Source organism: Actinomadura geliboluensis, from assembly GCF_043197915.1.
GTDB classification, from domain to species: Bacteria; Actinomycetota; Actinomycetes; order Streptosporangiales; family Streptosporangiaceae; genus Spirillospora; species Spirillospora geliboluensis.
Genome location: NZ_JBICUA010000019.1, coordinates 114,125 through 130,020, shown reverse-complemented (window position 1 = coordinate 130,020; position 15,896 = coordinate 114,125). Strand labels below are relative to the sequence as shown.

Below are 15,896 nucleotides of genomic sequence, written 5' to 3'. Positions count from 1 at the left end.
GGTAGAGTAACCGACCCTCGCGGGCGGGCGCCCGCGCACCCTCCCGTCCAGTGAGATCCCCGGCGACCGCTCGGCGGCGATATCCGGCCGTTCGGCGCGAGACCGCCGCCGCTGTCCGCATGCGCTCGCGATCTTCCTGTCACGGGTCTTTCGCACCGTCCTACGTTCAGGCCGTGCATCGGACGAGGCGGTGAGGAGGGGCGGTATGCGGCGGAGGAGAGGGTTCTTCGCGGTCGCGCCGGCGGGCGCGGCGGCGCTCGCGCTGGCGGTGCCGATCGGGGTGTCGGCGCCGTTACCGGCCGCGGCGCGCGGCGCGAAGGCGCCGGCCTGCGCGGACGGGACGACCGTCCAGACCGACAGGGGAGCGGTGTGCGGCACCGCGGGCGACGGCGTCCGGGCCTGGCGGGGCATCCCGTACGCGGCGGCGCCCCTCGGCGACCTGCGGTGGGCGCCGCCGGTGCCGCACGCCGGCTGGACGTCCACGCTGCGGGCCACCGAGCAGGGCAGCCCGTGCCCGCAGCCGTCCGGCCTCGGCCCCGGATCGGCCGACGAGGACTGCCTGAAGCTCGACGTCGTCGCGCCCGGGAAGCCCCGCGGGAAGCCGCTGCCGGTGATGGTGGAGCTGCACGGCGGCGGGTTCCGGCTCGGGGCGCCGTCCGACGGGACGCACCTGGTCAAGGAGGGCGGCGTCATCAACGTCGGCGTCCACTACCGGCTCGGGATCTTCGGGTTCATGGCGCATGAGGGGCTCGGCGCGCACTCCGGCAACTACGCGCTGCGCGACCAGCAGGCGGCGCTGCGCTGGGTGCGGCGCAACATCGCGCGCTTCGGCGGCGACCCGGGCAACGTCACGATCTACGGTGCGTCCGCCGGCGGGTCGGGCGTGTGCGCGAACACCGCGTCCCCGGCGGCGAAGGGCCTGTTCCAGAAGGGCATCGCGCAGAGCGGCGAGTACAACTCGCTGCGCGGCGTCGACGTCCAGTGGCAGGCGCAGGACTGCAAGGCCGTCCTGCCGAGCGAGCGCGAGGCGCAGCGGGCGGGGGCCCGGTTCGCGGACGCGCTGGGCTGCTCCGACATCGCCTGCCTCCGCGCGCTGCCCGTGGCGAAGCTGCTGGAGCAGGCCGGGGAGGGCATCGGCGCCGACGTCGGTACGCAGGGCCCCGTCGTGGACGGCGAGATCCTCCCGATGTCGCCCGGCCAAGCCCTCGCCGAAGGAAAGGTCAACGACGTCACGCTGATGCACGGCGTCGACCGGGACGAGGTGCAGCTGCCCTCGGCCGAGACACCGGCGCAGTACCGGGAGTTCGTGCGGCAGCAGTACGGGCCGCTGGCCGACCGGGTCTTCGAGCTGTATCCGCTGGAGCGGTTCCCGGAGCCGTCGGCGTTCATCGCCTACCGGACGATCGTCGCCGACTCGAACTCGGTGTGCCCGGCGCTCCTCAACGATGAGCGGCTGGCCCGGCACATCACGGTGTTCGCCTACCAGACCGACAACCCGGACGCGCCGCCGATGTTCTTCCTCGACCCGACGAAGCCGAACGGGTCGTACCACGTCAGCGAGACCCCGTTCCTGGCGCCGATGCCCGGCGGAGCGGAGCTGACCCCGAACCAGGAGGCGTTCGGCCGGCAGCTGACCGCGCAGTGGACGGGCTTCGCCCGCACCGGGAACCCGACCGTGGATGGCACGCCGTACTGGCCGCGGTTCACCCGCCGCGACCCGGCCGTGCTGTCGCTCATCCCGGCGGGGGACAGCCAGGTCACGCACGAGATGGCACGGCAGCACCACTGCCGCTTCTGGAACCGGTACACCCCGTTCACGCACTGAGCGCTTTGTCGTGGAATGCCACAGTTTGTGCCAGACGTGCCAGATGCCCCACCCCACCCTTGATCGCCATCAGCCCCGCGGATTCCATGAGCGCATGCGAACCGCAGTGCCTCTGCGAACCACCGTGGTCGTGCTGGTCGTGCCGCCGGACGGCGCCGACGAGGTGATCCCGGTCGGGGTGGGGCGGACCGTCCGGTTCGTCCGGCGGTCGGACGTCCGGTACGCCGAGGCCAACGGCGACTACGCGCGCCTCCACACCGGCACGGGCAGCCACCTGGTCCGGGTGCCGCTGGCCGCGCTGGAGGAGGCGTGGCGGGACGCCGGGTTCGTCCGCATCCACCGGTCGCACCTGGTCTCGCTGGCCCACGTCGAGGAACTGGTCATCGAGTCGGGCCGGTGCACGCTCCGGGTCGGCGGCGCCCGGCTGGCCGTCAGCCGCCGCAACACCGGCGCGCTCCGCGACCGGCTGCTGCGCGGCGCCCTGCCCGGCGCCGACCGGCACCGGTCCGCCGGGCGCCGCGGCGCCCCGACCCCCTGAGGGAGATCGATCATGCGTCCCACGAGAAGGGCTCGTCCCACGAGAAGGGCTCGTCCCACGAGAAGCGCGGCGGCCGTGCTCGCCGCCGCCTGCCTGGCCCTGGCCGGGGCGGCGGCGCCGTCCGCGTCCGCGCCGTCCGCGTCCGCCCATCCGCGGTCCGGCGACTGGCCGTCCTGGCAGAAGGACCTGCGCGGCACCCGCTTCAACCCGGCGGAACGCGGGATCACGCCCGCGAACGTCGGCGGCCTCAAGCTCAAATGGGCGTTCGGGTTCCCCGCGCGGGCCGGTGCCCCGCACAGCCAGCCCGCCGTCGTCGGGCGCACCATCTACTTCGGCGGCCCCGACGGCCGCTTCCGCGCACGCGACGCCAGGACGGGCGCGGCCAAGTGGGAGTTCGACCTCAGCACGGTCGGCACGGGCTTCGCCCAAGTGCGGGACGGCGCCGCCGTATCGCGCGGCAAGGTGTACTTCGGCGACACCCGCGGCTACATGTACGCGCTGAACCAATACACGGGGAAACTGCTCTGGGCCACCCGGCTCGACACCACCGTCAGCGCCATCGTGACGAGTTCGCCCATCGTCTACCAGGGCCGCGTCTACGTCGGTGTGTCCAGCGGTGAGAACCTCCTGGGCAAGGACCACGCCTGCTGCACGTTCCGCGGCCACGTCGACGCACTGGACGCCGATACAGGCGAACTCGACTGGCGCTACTACACCGTCCCCGAGCCGAAGCAGGACGGCACCTGGCCCAACGGGGTGCCGCGCTATGCGCCGTCCGGTGGCGGCGTGTGGAGCACCCCCGCCATCGACCCCGCGACCCGCACCCTCTACGTCGGCACAGGGCAGAACTACACCGGCAGCGGAGGCCACTTCGACTCCGTCCTCGCCCTGGACACCCGCACCGGCCGCGCACGCTGGACGCGCAAGATGACCGACGTCGACACCTGGCGCCAGGAGTGCAGCAGCCCGACCCCGGAAGACCACCAGTACTGCCCCAACCTGCCCGACGGGACCGCCCTCGACTTCGACCTCGGCGCCGCGCCCAACATCTTCACCGCCGGCGGGCGCCGCCTCATCGGCATCGGCCAGAAGGTCGGCGTCTACCACGTCCTGGACGCCCGCACCGGCCAGATCGTGTGGCAGCGGCAGCTCTCCACGCCCATGCCGGGCGGCGGCCTCAGCGGCATCCAGTGGGGGTCGTCCTACGACGGGCACCGCCTCTACATCGCGACCTACATGGCGAACCCCGGCACCCTCTACGCGCTCGACCCCGCCAACGGCCACGTCATCTGGAAGACGCCGAACCCCTCCGACGGATGCACGACCGGCGGCGCGTCCCAGTACCCGGGCGTCTGCCGGCTCGGCCATCCGCCCGCCGTCACCACCACCCCCGGCCTGGTCTGGGAGGGCAGCATGGACGGCAAGATGCGCGCCTACTCGTCCCGCACCGGCGAGGTGCTCTGGAGCTTCGACACCATCGCCGACTTCCCGACCGTGGACGGCGGCACCGGACGCGGCGGCTCCCTCGCCGGCGGGGGCGGCGCGGTCGTCGCGCACGGCATGGTCTACGTCCTGACCGGCGACATGTTCACCCCGTACCCCAACGACAAGGGCTCGCTCCTGCTGGCCTTCGGCCGCTAGGGAACGGCTGCGGCCGAGGTCTGTCGGTGATCTTACGATTTCCGCCGTTCCGCCGGGGCTGATCCCTGTTGGAAGCGCCGCCGCCAGGGTTAGGATCGGCGCTCTAGAATCGCGTTCGGAACCTTCGGAGGGTCCATGGCGAGGATCGTCGAGCACGGCACCTGGAACCTGACGCCCGCGGACGAGGGACTGCACGAGCCCGGCCCCGAACTGCTGTGGAACGAGTCCTACTACTTCGACTTCGCCGCCCCGGACGGCTCCGTCGCCGGCTACGTCCGGCTCGGCCTCTACCCGAACTGGGACCGCGCCTGGTACTGGGCCGCGCTGGTGCGCCCCGGCCATCCGCTGCTCCTCATCGCCGACAACAACGCGCCGCTGCCCAAGCCCGGCACGGCCGACGTCCACGCCGACGCCTACACCGCGACCCAGCAGATCCCCGACCCCTTCGGCCCGGCCCGGATCACGCTGCAGGGCACCGCGTCCGTCCACCCCGACCCGTCCGGCCCCGCCACCGGGACCGCCGGGCTCTCCTTCGACCTGCGCTGGGACACCGTCAGCGGCGTCTACCCCTACAAGGACATCCCGCGCTACGAGATCCCGTGCACCGTCTCCGGCCTGGTCAGCGTGGCCGGCGAGAAGATCGCCGTGGACGCGCCCGGGGAGCGCGACCACAGCTGGGGCGAGCGCGACTGGTGGAACGTCTCCTGGCTCTGGACGTCCGGCCGCCTCTCCGACGGCATGTTCGTCCACGGCATGCAGGCCAACGTCGGCCTCCCGCTCCCGTGGCCGTGCTTCGCCGTCCCGCCGGGCGGCGACATCGAGCACCGCGCCGGCTTCTCCGCCGAGACGTCCTTCGCCGACGGCCTGCCCGCCCGCTCCGACCTCCGCTTCCCCGGCGCCCCCATGACCGTGACCCCGGTGGCCTTCGCCCCCGTCTCCGTCACGTCCCCCGACGGGCGGGACGCCCACTTCCCCCGCGCCCTGTGCCGCTTCGAGACCGAGGACGGGCGCACCGGCCACGGCTGGACGGAATGGCACCAGCCCCCCGGCTGGCAGGACCACGGCTGGACCCACCTGGCCGAGGAGAGCGCATGACCCCCGCCTCCGGCGCCGGGGACCTGACGGCGTCCTGGCTGTCGGACGCCCTCGAAACGAAGGTGACCGCCGTCCGGGCCGAACCGGTGGGCACCGGACAGGTCTCCGACAGCCTCCGCCTGCACCTCACCTACGCGGGCGAGACGCCCCTCCCGCCCACCATGGTCGCGAAGGTCCCGGCCGCCGACCCGTCCAGCCGCGCCGCCGCCCGCGCCATCCGCACCTACGAGGTCGAGGCGAGCTTCTACGCCGAACTCGCGGACGGCCTCGACGCGGGCATCCCCACCTGCTACTTCTCGGCCTACGCCGCCGAGGAGGACGAGTACACCGTCCTGCTGGCGGACCTCGCCCCCGCGCGGCCCGGCGACCAGCTCGCGGGCGTCACCCCCGAGGACGCCGCAGCCGCGATCATCGAGATGGCCGCCTTCCACGCGGCGGGCTGGGAGGACCCCGGCCTGGCCGCCCTGCCCTGGCTGAACCGCCACGACGCCGACGCCGCCGCCTTCACCGCCGCGATGGTCACCGACCTCTACACCGGCTTCAAGGACCGCTACGCCGCCGAGCTGGGCCCCGACGTCATCGCCCTGATCGAAGAGTTCATGCCCTCGCTGCCGGCCTACCTGACCGCCCGCGAGGGGCCGCTGACCCTGTCCCACGGCGACTTCCGTGCCGACAACCTGCTGTTCGGCGGCCCCCGCACCGCCGTCCTGGACTGGCAGACCTGCGCGTACGGCCCCGGCCTCGCCGACCTCTCCTACTTCCTGGGCTCAAGCCTGCCCACCGAGGCCCGCCGCGCCCACGAGAAGGCGCTGGTGGAGCGCTACCACGAAGCCCTGACGGCCCGCGGAGTCGTCCTGACCTGGGACGACTGCTGGACCGCCTACCGTCACCACACCTTCCACGGCATCGTCATGGCGATCGGCGCCTCGATGCTCGTGGAACGCACCCCGCGCGGCGACGAGATGTTCCGCACCATGACCACCCGCCACGCCCACCACGCCCGCGACCTGGACTCCCCGTCCCTCATCGCCTGACGCTCCGAAGGCCGGACCGCACGAACGCCGTGCCGAAACCGAGCGCCGCATAACCGCCGCCAAGGAAGAGGACGGTGACGAACATGGTCAGCGCAAGGCGCGACCAACTCCACAATCCGCGCTCATAGGCGATTCCGTCCGAGAGTTGTACCGGTATCCGCCGGCCCCGGTCGCAGGAGCCCGAGTGCTTCACCCTGACATTGGACGTGTGCGCGCCCCGATCAGAGCGAAAGTCCCCGTAGCATTTCCAGCCCGACTGGTGCCCGCGGCCGGAGGTCTCATGGGTGATGGTCAGCGTTCCGGCACTGCCAGACGCGCCGTACGTCGCCGCCGATTCCCGTCCGAAGGCGAGCAGCCCCCTGCCGCCGATGAACAGGAACGGCACCACGCAAAGGAACAGCACACCGAACACGATCCAGCCTCGGTCGCGCTCCGCTCCGGGTGTCGCCATGTATCCGTCCTCGGCTCAGGGGGCACGGTCGAAGACGACCGCTTCCTGGCTCGGACGCCCGCCGATCGTTCCGGGTTCATCGCCGAGCACTTCGGAGGGCGTGGCGATCGTATGATGTCGGGCAATATCGATAGCGGCGTTTGAGGAGGGTTCGTGGCATCGGACGGAGAGGCGTCAGGCCAGGACAAGCTTTCCCGGGTCAATACGAACATCCCTCATCCCGCGCGGGTCTATGACGCCTGGCTCGGCGGCAAGGACAACTTCGCCGCCGACCGCGCGGCCGCCGAAGCCGGGCTGCAGGCTTTCCCGTCCACGGTCAAGTCCGTCCGGGCGAACCGCGCGTTCCTGGCGCGGACGGTGGAGTACCTGGTCGCCGAGGCCGGAATCCGCCAATTCCTCGACATCGGCACCGGCCTGCCGTCGGCGAACAACACCCACGAGGTCGCCCAGGCGATCGCGCCCGAGTCCCGGATCGTCTACGTCGACAACGACCCGATCGTGCTCGTCCACGCCGAGGCGCTGCTGAAGAGCAGCGGAGCGGGCGCGACCGACTACATCGACGCCGACCTGCGGGACCCCGCCAGGATCCTGCAGGAGGCGTGCCGCACGCTGGACTTCACCCAGCCGGTGGCGGTCATGCTCATCGCCGTGCTGCACTTCATCTCCGACGAGGCGGACCCCTACAAGATCGTCGACACGCTGATGGCCGCCGTCCCGCCGGGCAGCCACCTGGTGGCGTCCCACACGGCGAGGGACATCTTCCCCGAGGAGATGGCCGCGTTCGAGCGGGCCATGAACGAGAAGTCGGCGGAGAAGGTGACGCTGCGCGACCGCGAGCAGGTCACCGGCTTCTTCAGCGGGCTGGACCTCGTCGAGCCCGGCGTCGTCGAGGTTCCGCGTTGGCGCCCCCGCTCGGACCTTGAGGCGTCCGCCCCGGCCGCCCTCTGGGGTGGAGTGGCCCGCAAGCCGGCCTGACGCCGCGGGGTCAACTTCCGTCCGCGCCTGCGCGTCGCTCGTGGCGCGCACGCGCGAGGCGGTAGGCCGCCTCCAGCAGTTCGCGGACGGCGGCTTCAGTGCGCGGGCCCGGGTTCACCACCGCCAGCCAGCCGACGGCGCCGTAGACGGGATGCGCGATGACGGTGTCGGCGGTGCTGGCGTCGACCTCGGCACCGGCTGGCTCGCGCGGTGCGTGGCCGGTCCAGCGCACGAACGCCTCTTTCCCGGCGGAGATGTTCACGCGGAAGGCACCCGGCCGGTCCAGGCGCGATGCTTCGTCGCCGGGATAGTCCTTGGTCACGAGCGTCGCGAAGGGCTGGGTGTTCGCCGGGACGACGCCGTCCGGCGAGTAGTAGAAGAACGTGTCGCCCCAGCTGATCTCCGGCGACCCGTCACCCGGGCCCGGCCGGGAGGCCAGGACGCCGTCGAGGCCCGTCGTGAAATCGATGATCTCGTCCATCGTCATGCGTTCTAGCCTGGCATTGAAGTGCTTGTGGAGACTTTCGGACCGGTACTGAGGGGCTTCGTGGTGTCAGGTCTCAACTCGCGCGGCATGCGCACGGTCGACGTCGCGCGGCGCGCCGGGTACTCCGTCCAGCAGGTGCGCAATCTCGAACGCGACGGCGTCCTGCCGCCGGCGACGCGCACGGCCACGGGCTACCGCGTCTACGGGGAGACGCACGTGCGGTCCGCGGTGGCCTACCGCGCCCTCGCGGCGGGCGCGGGGCCGGTCGAGGCCAAGAGGATCGTCCGGGCCGTCCACCAGGGTCCCGCCGCGGAGGCGCTCGCCCTTCTCGACGCGGTGCACGCACGCCTCCACGCGGAGCGCGGGGAGGTACGGCTGGCGAGGGACGCCGCCCAGGCGATCTCCGGCGAGCCGCTCGACGACGTCCGCGCCTCGGACGCGATGAGCATCTCCGAACTCGCCGCCGCGCTCGGCGTGCGCCCCTCGACACTCCGGCACTGGGACAAGGAGCAGCTCGTCGTCCCCGACCGCGACCCGGCCGGGGGAACGCGGCGGTACACCCCGGCCCAGGTGCGGGACGCGCGGATCGTCCACCAGCTGCGCCAGGCCGGATACCGCATCGAACCCCTCCGGGCCCTCATGCCGGAGCTGCGGAGCGCCCGGCGGCTGGAGGACGTCGCCTCCGCGCTGGCCGTCCGAGACGCCGCCATCGACGCCCGCTCCAGAGCCCTCCTCGACGGCGCCGCCGCACTTGGCGCCCTCCTCTCGCCGCCCGACGGGAGCGGCAGGGTCTGATGTACTGGACGGGTTCCCACCCGGCGGAGACCGTGAGGAGGCGTGCGGCATGGTGAACGAGAACGCCGACCGGCTGGCGGTGCTCATCGACGCCGACAACGCGCAGCCCGGAGTCGTCGAGGGGCTGCTGGCCGAGGTCGCCAAGTACGGGACCGCACACGTCAAGCGCGCCTACGGCGACTGGACGGGGACGAACCTGCGGGGCTGGAAGGAGCACCTGCTCGACCAGTCGATCCAGCCGATCCAGCAGTTCGCCTACACCTCAGGCAAGAACGCCACCGACGCGGCGATGGTCATCGACGCGATGGACCTGCTGTACTCCGACCGCTTCGACGGGTTCTGCATCGTGTCCAGCGACAGCGACTTCACCCGGCTGGCGGCGCGGATACGGGAGTCCGGGCTGACCGTCTACGGGTTCGGGGAGCGCAAGACGCCCAAGCCGTTCGTGGCGGCGTGCGACAAGTTCATCTACATCGAGAACCTGCTGTACGACCAGGGCCCGGCCACCCCGGCCGCCGAGACGCTCAAGCCGGCGCCCCCGACGCCGGCCGCCAAGCTGAAGCGGGACACCGCGCTCGTCAACCTTCTCCGCAACGCCGTGGACGCCGCGTCCGACGAGGACGGGTGGGCCGCCCTGGGCAGCGTCGGCCAGATCATCACCAAGCAGCGCCCCGAGTTCGACTCCCGCAACTACGGCTACAGCAAGCTCAGCGAGCTGATCGCCGCGACGACCCTGTTCGTCCTGGACCGCCGCGGTCCCGGCGACGGCAAGGGAAACACCATCTACGTCCGCGACAAACGCCACCAGGACGGCAAACCCGGCTCCTGAGCCTCAGCGGTTGGTGGGGGAGCCGCAGCACTTCTTGTACTTGCGGCCCGAGTCGCACCAGCAGGGGGCGTTGCGTTCGGGGGGCCAGTCGAGGGTGGGGGCGCCTTCGCGGATGCGGTCCCTCAGATGGTCGGTGCGGGTCTGCTTCTCCTTCGGGTCGCGGTCGTGGTCGTCCGCGTACTTGAGGAGGTCGTCCACCATCGTGGGGAGGACGCGCAGTTTGGACGCGTCGAGTTCGTCGAGGGAGGCGCGCCAGCCGCGTTCGACGTCGCGGAAATAGCCGGACGCGTCAGTGGGGGCGGTGCCGTGGACGAGGCCCTCGGCGAAGGCGCGTACGACGTCCGACCGGACGAAGAACGAGCCCGCGTTCGGCTGGGACGGGGCCGCGGCCTTTCTGAAGAGTTCGTCGATTTCGGCTTGCTCGTCCTCGGTGTGCAGGTCGAGCGTGTCGGGCGGGAGGCCGAGTTTCTGGCGGACGCGCTGGCGTCCGCGCAGCTCGGGCCGGAGGAACAGCTCGGCCTCGGCGAGTTCCCCGTCGTCCGCCATGAGGTCGCGGCACGCGGTGTTGAACCAGGTGAGGGCCTCCTCGAGTCGTCCCTGCTCTTCGAGGAACTCCGCGACCAGTTGGGCCGGCCCCGAGTGGACGCGGGCCCTGCCGAGCCGGATGATCTGCGCCTCCGCCTCGTCGGTACGGCCCAGCTCGGCGAGCAGGGAGATCTTCTCCGCGGCGGCGAACTGTGAATCCTCGCCCGCGTCCATGGCCATGACGTCGTCGTAGATCCGCAGTGCCCGGTGGCGCTCGCCTGCCAAGGACCACTGGCCGCCCGCCTCCAGCAGGATCTCCGCGCGTTCGTCCGGATACTTCGCGGCGTCGCGTTCGAGTTGCTGGGCGAAAGCCCGTGCCCGCTCCTTGGAGTCCTTCACGAGAAGAGCGTATAAGCGTCGATGTCGTCAGAGGCCAGGTCGGTGAGGAGGTCGGTGAGAACCTGCTCTTCCTCCACGCGGACGGCGCGGTCCTGCATCGCGGTGCCCAGGGGCGGGTCCCAGGGGGTCGCGACCGGACGGCCCGCCAGGGGTGTGTCCGAGGTCGCCTTGAGGTAGGCGGCCGCGTCGTAGCGCCAGGGACGCCAGCCGATGCGGGCGTGGACGGCGGCGGCGATCGCCACGCCGCCCCAGTCGAAGTCGCCGTGGTAGGCGAACTCTGCGCCGCCTCCGGCGAGGAGTTCCAGCAGGCGCCAGACCGCCATTGACGGACGGCCGTTGCAGCAGACGAGCGGCGGGCAGGCGGAACCCAGCGCGTCGGCCGCGGCGGCCACCACGACCGGGTTCTCGCAGATGCGGACGAGGCCTGCCCGTATGGGGGCCGTGTGGCGGCGCAGCTGGCGGAGGGTGAGCGACACGGGTTCGCCGCGCATGGCGGCGAGCATCCGGCCCATAGGGGTGTGCGCGTCGCCGGGCAGGCCCAGGCACAGGACGGTCGAGGAGAGTTCGTCCAGGTGCACACCGACGGCCGCCCAGGTTTCGCGGCGGGCCTCGGCGCCGCCGTCCGCGCGGAACGGTCGGCCGGTGAGGGCGCGTGCGGACGACAGGGCCAGGGAGGCGAGCGGGCCGTCGTCCAAGGCGTGGGCGTGCCCGCAGGTCTCGGCGGCGAACTGGCCGAGGGGGATGTCCGGGGACGGGAGGCGGCGCACCACGGCGGCGAGGCGGCGGAGCACGTCCCCGGCTTCGGCGGGGCCGGACGTCAGGCGCCGGACGACGCCGGTCGCGTCCAGCCAGGCGCGCCATTCGGCCAGTTCGGGGCGGGCGGCGAGGGCGTCGTCCAGCGGCGCGAAGGCGTCCCGCCACGCGGCGGCGATCGCGGCGTGCTCGCGGGTCAGGTCGCGTACGGGGCCGTCCAGGAGTTCGACGGCGGCGGCCAGGCCGTCCGGGGACGCGCCGCTGGCGCGCAGGACGCGGTCGACCTCGGGGAGCGGAACCGACAGCGACGTTCCGGAGCCCGCGCGGCGGCCGAGCAGCAGCTCGGCCGCGCGGCGTTCGGCGGCCGTGGCCCGCGCCAGGGTGACCTTCCCGGTGAGCGGGGTGCCGCGTTCCAGCCGCGAGCGGACGCGCCGCACCAGCCAGGCGGTGTCCGGCCCGCCGAGCAGGCGGCGGAGGCGGTCGGTGTCCGTCATTCGAAGATGTTCGCCTGCCCGGTCGCCGGTTCGGGGACGGGCAGGTCGGCGCGCGTGCGTTCGCGGCCGTCCCAGCGCCACGGCGTCACCAGGACCGCGTCGATGCCGTCCCGGCGGGACAGCTGGCAGATCGACAGGCCCGGCACCTGCGGGTAGCAGCCCCATTCGCGTTCGCTCGTCATGACCACGTCCATGTCGAAGGTGGCGAGCAGGCCGAGGCATTTGGCGCGGGAGTCGTCGTCCACGCCCGCGAACGCCTCGTCCAGGGCGACGAGCCGGGGCGCGTACGGGTTGCCGGCCGACTTGTAGTGCGCGGAAGCCGCCGCGAAGAGCGGGACCGAAGCGGCGAGCACCCGTTCGCCGCCCGACGCGGGGCCGGTCGCGGGACGCCACTGCCCGTCCTGGAGGCGCTGGATCGTGAACGCGTGCCACGACCGGTAGTCCAGCGCGCGGGTGAGCTGCTCCGTCCAGCCGGACGCCGGGTTGTCGGCGTGCTCGCGCGCGATCTGCTCCTGCAGGAACCGGCCGACGGCGGCGCGGTCGTCGGCCGACCAGGCGTCGATGGTCTGCCGGAGCTTCTCCCGGACGCGGCCGAGGCCCTCAGGGGCGTCCTTCGCGGGCTTCCAGACGAGCCGCAGCCGCATCCCGGTGGAGGTGGGGCGGGACGTCAGCTCGGCGTTCATCTCCCGCACCTCGTCCTCGGCGGCGGCGATGAGCTCCTGCAATGTGCCCGCGACCTCGTTCAGCAGGTGGTTCTCCAGGATCTCCCGCTCGCGCGCCGACAGCAGCCGGGCGCGCTGCTCCGTCTCGGCCTGGAGCGCGTCCGCGAGCCCGGGGACGTCGCGGGTGCGGCCCTGGAACAGCACGTCCACGACCATGACCCCGTCGTGGACGGTGAGGCCGACCGAGTGCCCGTGCCGGGACATCGCGTCCGACAGCAGCTTGTGCTCCTCGGAGACCCGTTTCTGGACGCGGTCCCACGGGCCGTCGCCGTCGTCGACCGCGTCGAGTTCGGTGTTGACGGCGCGGGCCAGCAGGACCGCCGGGTTGGGCGCCCATTCCTCGGCCGGGTCCGGGACGTCCAAAGCGGGCACGGCCACGGCCAGCAGGCCGGTCGCGGCGAACGCGCGGAAGTCCGCCACGGCCCCGTCGCGGACTTCGGCCGCCTCGGTGATCTGCTCGCGCAGCCTGTCGCGGGCCTCCTCGGCCTTGCCGCGTTCCGCGACCGCGGACCGCTCGCGGTCGCGTGCCCGCGACTCGGCTACCTCCCGGTCGGTGATGGCCCCCTTGACCTCCTCCAGCCGCCGGAACAGCTCGTCGACGGCGGCGCCCGCCGTCTCGACCAGCGCCCGGTGCGCCTCGGCGGCGGCATCGGCCTGCCCGCGCGCCTCCGCGGCCCGCTCCGCGGCCTCCGCCAGCCGGTCCCGGACGCGCGCGAGTTCCTCGGCCGCCTCCCGGGCCGACTCCCGCGCCGCGAGCAGGGTCTGCGCGGCGGGCCACAGCTCGGCCAGCGCCATCCGGTACCCGCCGACCGCCTCCCGCACCCGTGCGAGTTCCGGCCCGCCGTCGGGCAGGCCGACGTCGGAGGCGAACTCGGCGACCCGTTCCGCCGCCGCCGAGACCTCCTCGCGGCGCCGTGCCACGGCCTCCTCCGCGCGTGTGTGCTCGCCGTCGAGCTCCCGCCGCCTGCGGTGCTCGCCGGCGAGCCGGACGTGGGCCTCGCGCAGCGCGGTGTCGCGGGGAGCGGCCCGGTGCTCGGCGGCCAGCGTCTCCCGCCGCGCCGCCAGGCCGTCCAGCTCCGCGCCCAGCGCCGCCATCCGGGACCGGGTCTCGGCGAGGTCGGCGCGGAGCCGGTCGATGCGGGCGCGGCGGGCCGCCTCGCGGGCGCCCTCGCCGATGAAGTCGGCGCTGTCCTTGCGCCAGGAACCGCCGAGGACGCCGTTCGCCCACCGGCCGTCCACCGCGACCCACGTCCGCGCGCCCGGACCGAGCCCCAGCCCGGCGAGGACGGCCCGCACCGCGTCGGCGGTGAGCGCGGCCGCCTGCGGGTCGGCGCGGTCGATCGCGGGACGCAGCACCAGGGCGCACGACGGCCCCTGAACGGCCTCCCCGGTCAGCAGGAACGCGTCGTCCGAGCCGAGCAGCGCGCCGTCCCGCGTCACCCAGGCGTCGAGGATGCCGGACGCCTCCAGCGCGGCCTCCAGCCCGGCGCGGTGGTCGGCGGGCACGGTCTCGGCGAAGTCGACGACCTTCCACAGCGGCGCGCCCGGCCGGCCCTCCCGCGCGGCGGTGCGCGTGTACGGGACGGGCGGGACGTCGTGCCCGCCCGCCTCCAGTCGCCCGATCTCCTCCAGCAGCGAAGTCTCGGCGGCGCGTTCGGCCCGCAGCCGGGACTCCGCGTCCGCGACCCGGCCACCGAGCGCGGCCGTGGCCTCGCGGGCGGCGTCGTCCACGGCGGTCGCCGCGGGATTGCGCCCGTCGGCGGTCTCGGCCCACCCCTCCAGCTTCGCCAGGACCGCGTCGGGGTCGTCCACCCGGATCTCGACCAGCCCGGCCAGGTAGGCGACGTAGGCGTCCAGCAGGTCCGCGGCACCCGCCCGCGTCTCCGTTTCCGCCGCGGAGATCCGCTCGGCCGCCGCCTGCAGTTCGCCGACCAGGCGTTCCGCCTCGGCGGTGGCGGTCTCCAGCCGGGTCCGCGCGGCGGTGACCGCCGCCATCAGCCGGTCGAGTTCGGTGAGGGCACGGGACCGGTCGTCGGCGAGCGCGCCGGTCGCGCGGCGCGCCTCCGTGAGGCCGGCCTCCCAGCCGTCCATGGCGGAGGCGTGCGCCGGACCGAATCCGGCGGCCGCCGCCAGCGCCGCCGAACGGTCCCGGACGGTGTCGAAGGACGACTCGGCATCCTCCGCCCGCGACCGCGTCGTCTCCGCTCTGGCCTGCTTGCGCGCCACCTCCCCGGACAGCTCGTCGCGGTCGCGTTCCCGCGCCTTCGCGTGCGCGTCGCGCCGGCGGGCCTCCTCGCCCATCTGCCCGATGCGCTCGGCGTCGCGCATCTCCGGGCTGGTCTCCAGCGCCCGCCGGCGCGCCTCCAGCCGGGTCTTCTCCGCGGCCAGCCCGTCCAGCAGCCCCGCCACCTCGGCCAACTCGGTCTCGGCCGCCGCGAACCGCGTCTCCGCCTCGGTGAGGTCGCGGTTGAGGTGCTCGTACCTGCTCTGCGTGAGGCGCGGGCCGGCGGCCTTCCGCTTCGCGGCGATCTGGGCATAACGCACGTAGTGCCGGAGGAAGTCGCCGGCGGCCTTGTGCGCCTCCTCCAGCGCGTGCAGCGCGTCCCGCTCCTCGTCCAGGCCGCGGAACGCCTCCGCGACCGTCGTGATCAGTGCGGGGCTGAGCGGCGGCAGCGCCTCGGTCAGCGCCCGCGACAGCAGCCGCTCGTCCGGCTTCTTCGACAGCTGCGGCTGGCGAAGCTGGATCAGCAGGTTGACCAGCGCCTCGTACCGGTGCTCGCCCAGCCCGAACAGCGCGTCGTCCACGGCCCGCCGGTAGTCCGACGCCCGGTCGTAGACGATGCCGTGGCCGTCCACCGCCTCGCGGAGCTTCTCCCGCGTCAGCGACACGCCGGTCTCCGAGACGAGGGAGAGACCGGCGCCGACCCGCTGCGAGGTGACGAAGAACCAGTGCCGGACGATGCCGCGGTCCTTCACCGCCTTCAGCCCGCAGCCGAGCGTCCGGTACTCCGGCGTCCCGTCCGGGTGGAGCCGGCCGAACTCCAGCCAGGTGTAGCCGAGCCGCTCCGGATGCGGATGCCTCCCCCCGAGCAGCAGGTTCCACTCCATCCGCTTCTGCCGGTCGCCGTCCGGCTCGACGCGGTGCGGGGACAGCTCGCCGTCCAGCAGGAACGGCAGCGTCAGCGCCAGCACCTTCGACTTGCCGGTGCCGTTGTTGCCGCGCAGCAGCAGCCGCCCGTCATGGAACCGGAACTCCTCGACGTCGTAGTAGAACATGTCGACCAGCCCGGCGCGCAGCGGCTTCCAGCGCTCGGACGCTGGCAGGGGCATCCC

Annotated in this window: 13 protein-coding genes; 8 read left to right on the top strand and 5 right to left on the bottom strand. The window is 73.3% G+C overall.

Going from position 1 to position 15,896, the window contains the following annotated elements; genetic code table 11:
- The first annotated feature begins 205 nt into the window (after positions 1 to 205).
- The 5 genes from ACGFI1_RS41600 (at position 206) to ACGFI1_RS41580 (ending at position 6,133) form a co-directional block, all read left to right on the top strand.
- Positions 206 to 1,825 carry a carboxylesterase/lipase family protein gene (locus tag ACGFI1_RS41600; RefSeq protein WP_392793176.1) on the top strand — a complete coding sequence of 540 codons (1,620 nt, stop codon included), beginning with the start codon at positions 206 to 208 and terminating at the stop codon, positions 1,823 to 1,825.
- 94 nt (positions 1,826 to 1,919) lie between these two features.
- On the top strand, positions 1,920 to 2,363 hold the full coding sequence (locus ACGFI1_RS41595) for a LytR/AlgR family response regulator transcription factor (RefSeq protein ID WP_240807460.1): 444 nt from the start codon (positions 1,920 to 1,922) through the stop codon (positions 2,361 to 2,363).
- A 12-nt stretch (positions 2,364 to 2,375) separates the two neighbouring features.
- Positions 2,376 to 4,004, top strand: a complete 1,629-nt coding sequence (locus ACGFI1_RS41590) for an outer membrane protein assembly factor BamB family protein (protein WP_392793174.1) — start codon at positions 2,376 to 2,378, stop codon at positions 4,002 to 4,004.
- A 135-nt stretch (positions 4,005 to 4,139) separates the two neighbouring features.
- A complete protein-coding gene (locus ACGFI1_RS41585; RefSeq protein ID WP_387073950.1) occupies positions 4,140 to 5,099 on the top strand; it encodes a DUF7064 domain-containing protein in 960 nt (319 codons plus the stop codon).
- A complete protein-coding gene (locus tag ACGFI1_RS41580) occupies positions 5,096 to 6,133 on the top strand; it encodes a phosphotransferase (protein ID WP_392793173.1) in 1,038 nt (345 codons plus the stop codon). The genes ACGFI1_RS41585 and ACGFI1_RS41580 overlap by 4 nt, the downstream gene beginning before the upstream one ends.
- On the opposite strand, the gene ACGFI1_RS41575 is transcribed toward ACGFI1_RS41580, so the two are convergent.
- Complete coding sequence (locus ACGFI1_RS41575; RefSeq protein WP_392793171.1) at positions 6,123 to 6,584, bottom strand: hypothetical protein; 462 nt, start codon at positions 6,582 to 6,584, stop codon at positions 6,123 to 6,125. The two genes, ACGFI1_RS41580 and ACGFI1_RS41575, sit on opposite strands and share 11 nt — an antisense overlap.
- Positions 6,585 to 6,737: 153 nt before the next feature.
- On the opposite strand from ACGFI1_RS41575, the gene ACGFI1_RS41570 reads away from it, so the two are divergent.
- On the top strand, positions 6,738 to 7,559 hold the full coding sequence (locus ACGFI1_RS41570; RefSeq protein WP_392793169.1) for an SAM-dependent methyltransferase: 822 nt from the start codon (positions 6,738 to 6,740) through the stop codon (positions 7,557 to 7,559).
- A gap of 10 nt (positions 7,560 to 7,569) precedes the next feature.
- Here the strand turns inward: ACGFI1_RS41570 and ACGFI1_RS41565 are convergent, their stop codons facing one another.
- On the bottom strand, positions 7,570 to 8,046 hold the full coding sequence (locus ACGFI1_RS41565) for a DUF6194 family protein (protein WP_392793167.1): 477 nt from the start codon (positions 8,044 to 8,046) through the stop codon (positions 7,570 to 7,572).
- An 87-nt stretch (positions 8,047 to 8,133) separates the two neighbouring features.
- Here ACGFI1_RS41565 and ACGFI1_RS41560 point away from each other — a divergent pair, with 87 nt between their 5' ends.
- Positions 8,134 to 8,841: a MerR family transcriptional regulator gene (locus tag ACGFI1_RS41560; RefSeq protein ID WP_392793166.1), complete on the top strand. Its 708-nt coding sequence runs from the start codon at positions 8,134 to 8,136 to the stop codon at positions 8,839 to 8,841.
- A 49-nt stretch (positions 8,842 to 8,890) separates the two neighbouring features.
- Positions 8,891 to 9,670: an NYN domain-containing protein gene (locus ACGFI1_RS41555; RefSeq protein WP_392793165.1), complete on the top strand. Its 780-nt coding sequence runs from the start codon at positions 8,891 to 8,893 to the stop codon at positions 9,668 to 9,670.
- Positions 9,671 to 9,673: 3 nt separating this feature from the next.
- On the opposite strand, the gene ACGFI1_RS41550 is transcribed toward ACGFI1_RS41555, so the two are convergent.
- The 3 genes from ACGFI1_RS41550 to ACGFI1_RS41540 are packed head-to-tail and all read right to left on the bottom strand — an operon-like array spanning position 9,674 to position 15,893.
- A complete protein-coding gene (locus tag ACGFI1_RS41550) occupies positions 9,674 to 10,594 on the bottom strand; it encodes an SEC-C metal-binding domain-containing protein (protein ID WP_392793163.1) in 921 nt (306 codons plus the stop codon).
- Entirely contained in the window at positions 10,591 to 11,841 is a 1,251-nt protein-coding gene (locus ACGFI1_RS41545) for a TIGR02679 family protein (RefSeq protein ID WP_392793162.1), read from the bottom strand. Before ACGFI1_RS41545 ends, ACGFI1_RS41550 begins: the two co-directional genes overlap by 4 nt.
- On the bottom strand, positions 11,838 to 15,893 hold the full coding sequence (locus tag ACGFI1_RS41540; protein WP_392793160.1) for a TIGR02680 family protein: 4,056 nt from the start codon (positions 15,891 to 15,893) through the stop codon (positions 11,838 to 11,840). The genes ACGFI1_RS41545 and ACGFI1_RS41540 overlap by 4 nt, the downstream gene beginning before the upstream one ends.
- Positions 15,894 to 15,896 lie beyond the last annotated feature (3 nt).

Excerpts from the sequence above, each read along its gene's own strand:
- ACGFI1_RS41600 (WP_392793176.1), top strand. The coding sequence starts at position 206 with ATGCGGCGGAGGAGAGGGTTCTTCGCGGTCGCGCCGGCGGGCGCGGCG.
- ACGFI1_RS41595 (WP_240807460.1), top strand. The coding sequence starts at position 1,920 with ATGCGAACCGCAGTGCCTCTGCGAACCACCGTGGTCGTGCTGGTCGTG.
- ACGFI1_RS41590 (WP_392793174.1), top strand. The coding sequence starts at position 2,376 with ATGCGTCCCACGAGAAGGGCTCGTCCCACGAGAAGGGCTCGTCCCACG.
- ACGFI1_RS41585 (WP_387073950.1), top strand. The coding sequence starts at position 4,140 with ATGGCGAGGATCGTCGAGCACGGCACCTGGAACCTGACGCCCGCGGAC.
- ACGFI1_RS41580 (WP_392793173.1), top strand. The coding sequence starts at position 5,096 with ATGACCCCCGCCTCCGGCGCCGGGGACCTGACGGCGTCCTGGCTGTCG.
- ACGFI1_RS41575 (WP_392793171.1), bottom strand. The coding sequence starts at position 6,584 with ATGGCGACACCCGGAGCGGAGCGCGACCGAGGCTGGATCGTGTTCGGT.
- ACGFI1_RS41565 (WP_392793167.1), bottom strand. The coding sequence starts at position 8,046 with ATGACGATGGACGAGATCATCGATTTCACGACGGGCCTCGACGGCGTC.
- ACGFI1_RS41560 (WP_392793166.1), top strand. The coding sequence starts at position 8,134 with ATGCGCACGGTCGACGTCGCGCGGCGCGCCGGGTACTCCGTCCAGCAG.
- ACGFI1_RS41555 (WP_392793165.1), top strand. The coding sequence starts at position 8,891 with ATGGTGAACGAGAACGCCGACCGGCTGGCGGTGCTCATCGACGCCGAC.
- ACGFI1_RS41545 (WP_392793162.1), bottom strand. The coding sequence starts at position 11,841 with ATGACGGACACCGACCGCCTCCGCCGCCTGCTCGGCGGGCCGGACACC.
- ACGFI1_RS41540 (WP_392793160.1), bottom strand. The coding sequence starts at position 15,893 with ATGCCCCTGCCAGCGTCCGAGCGCTGGAAGCCGCTGCGCGCCGGGCTG.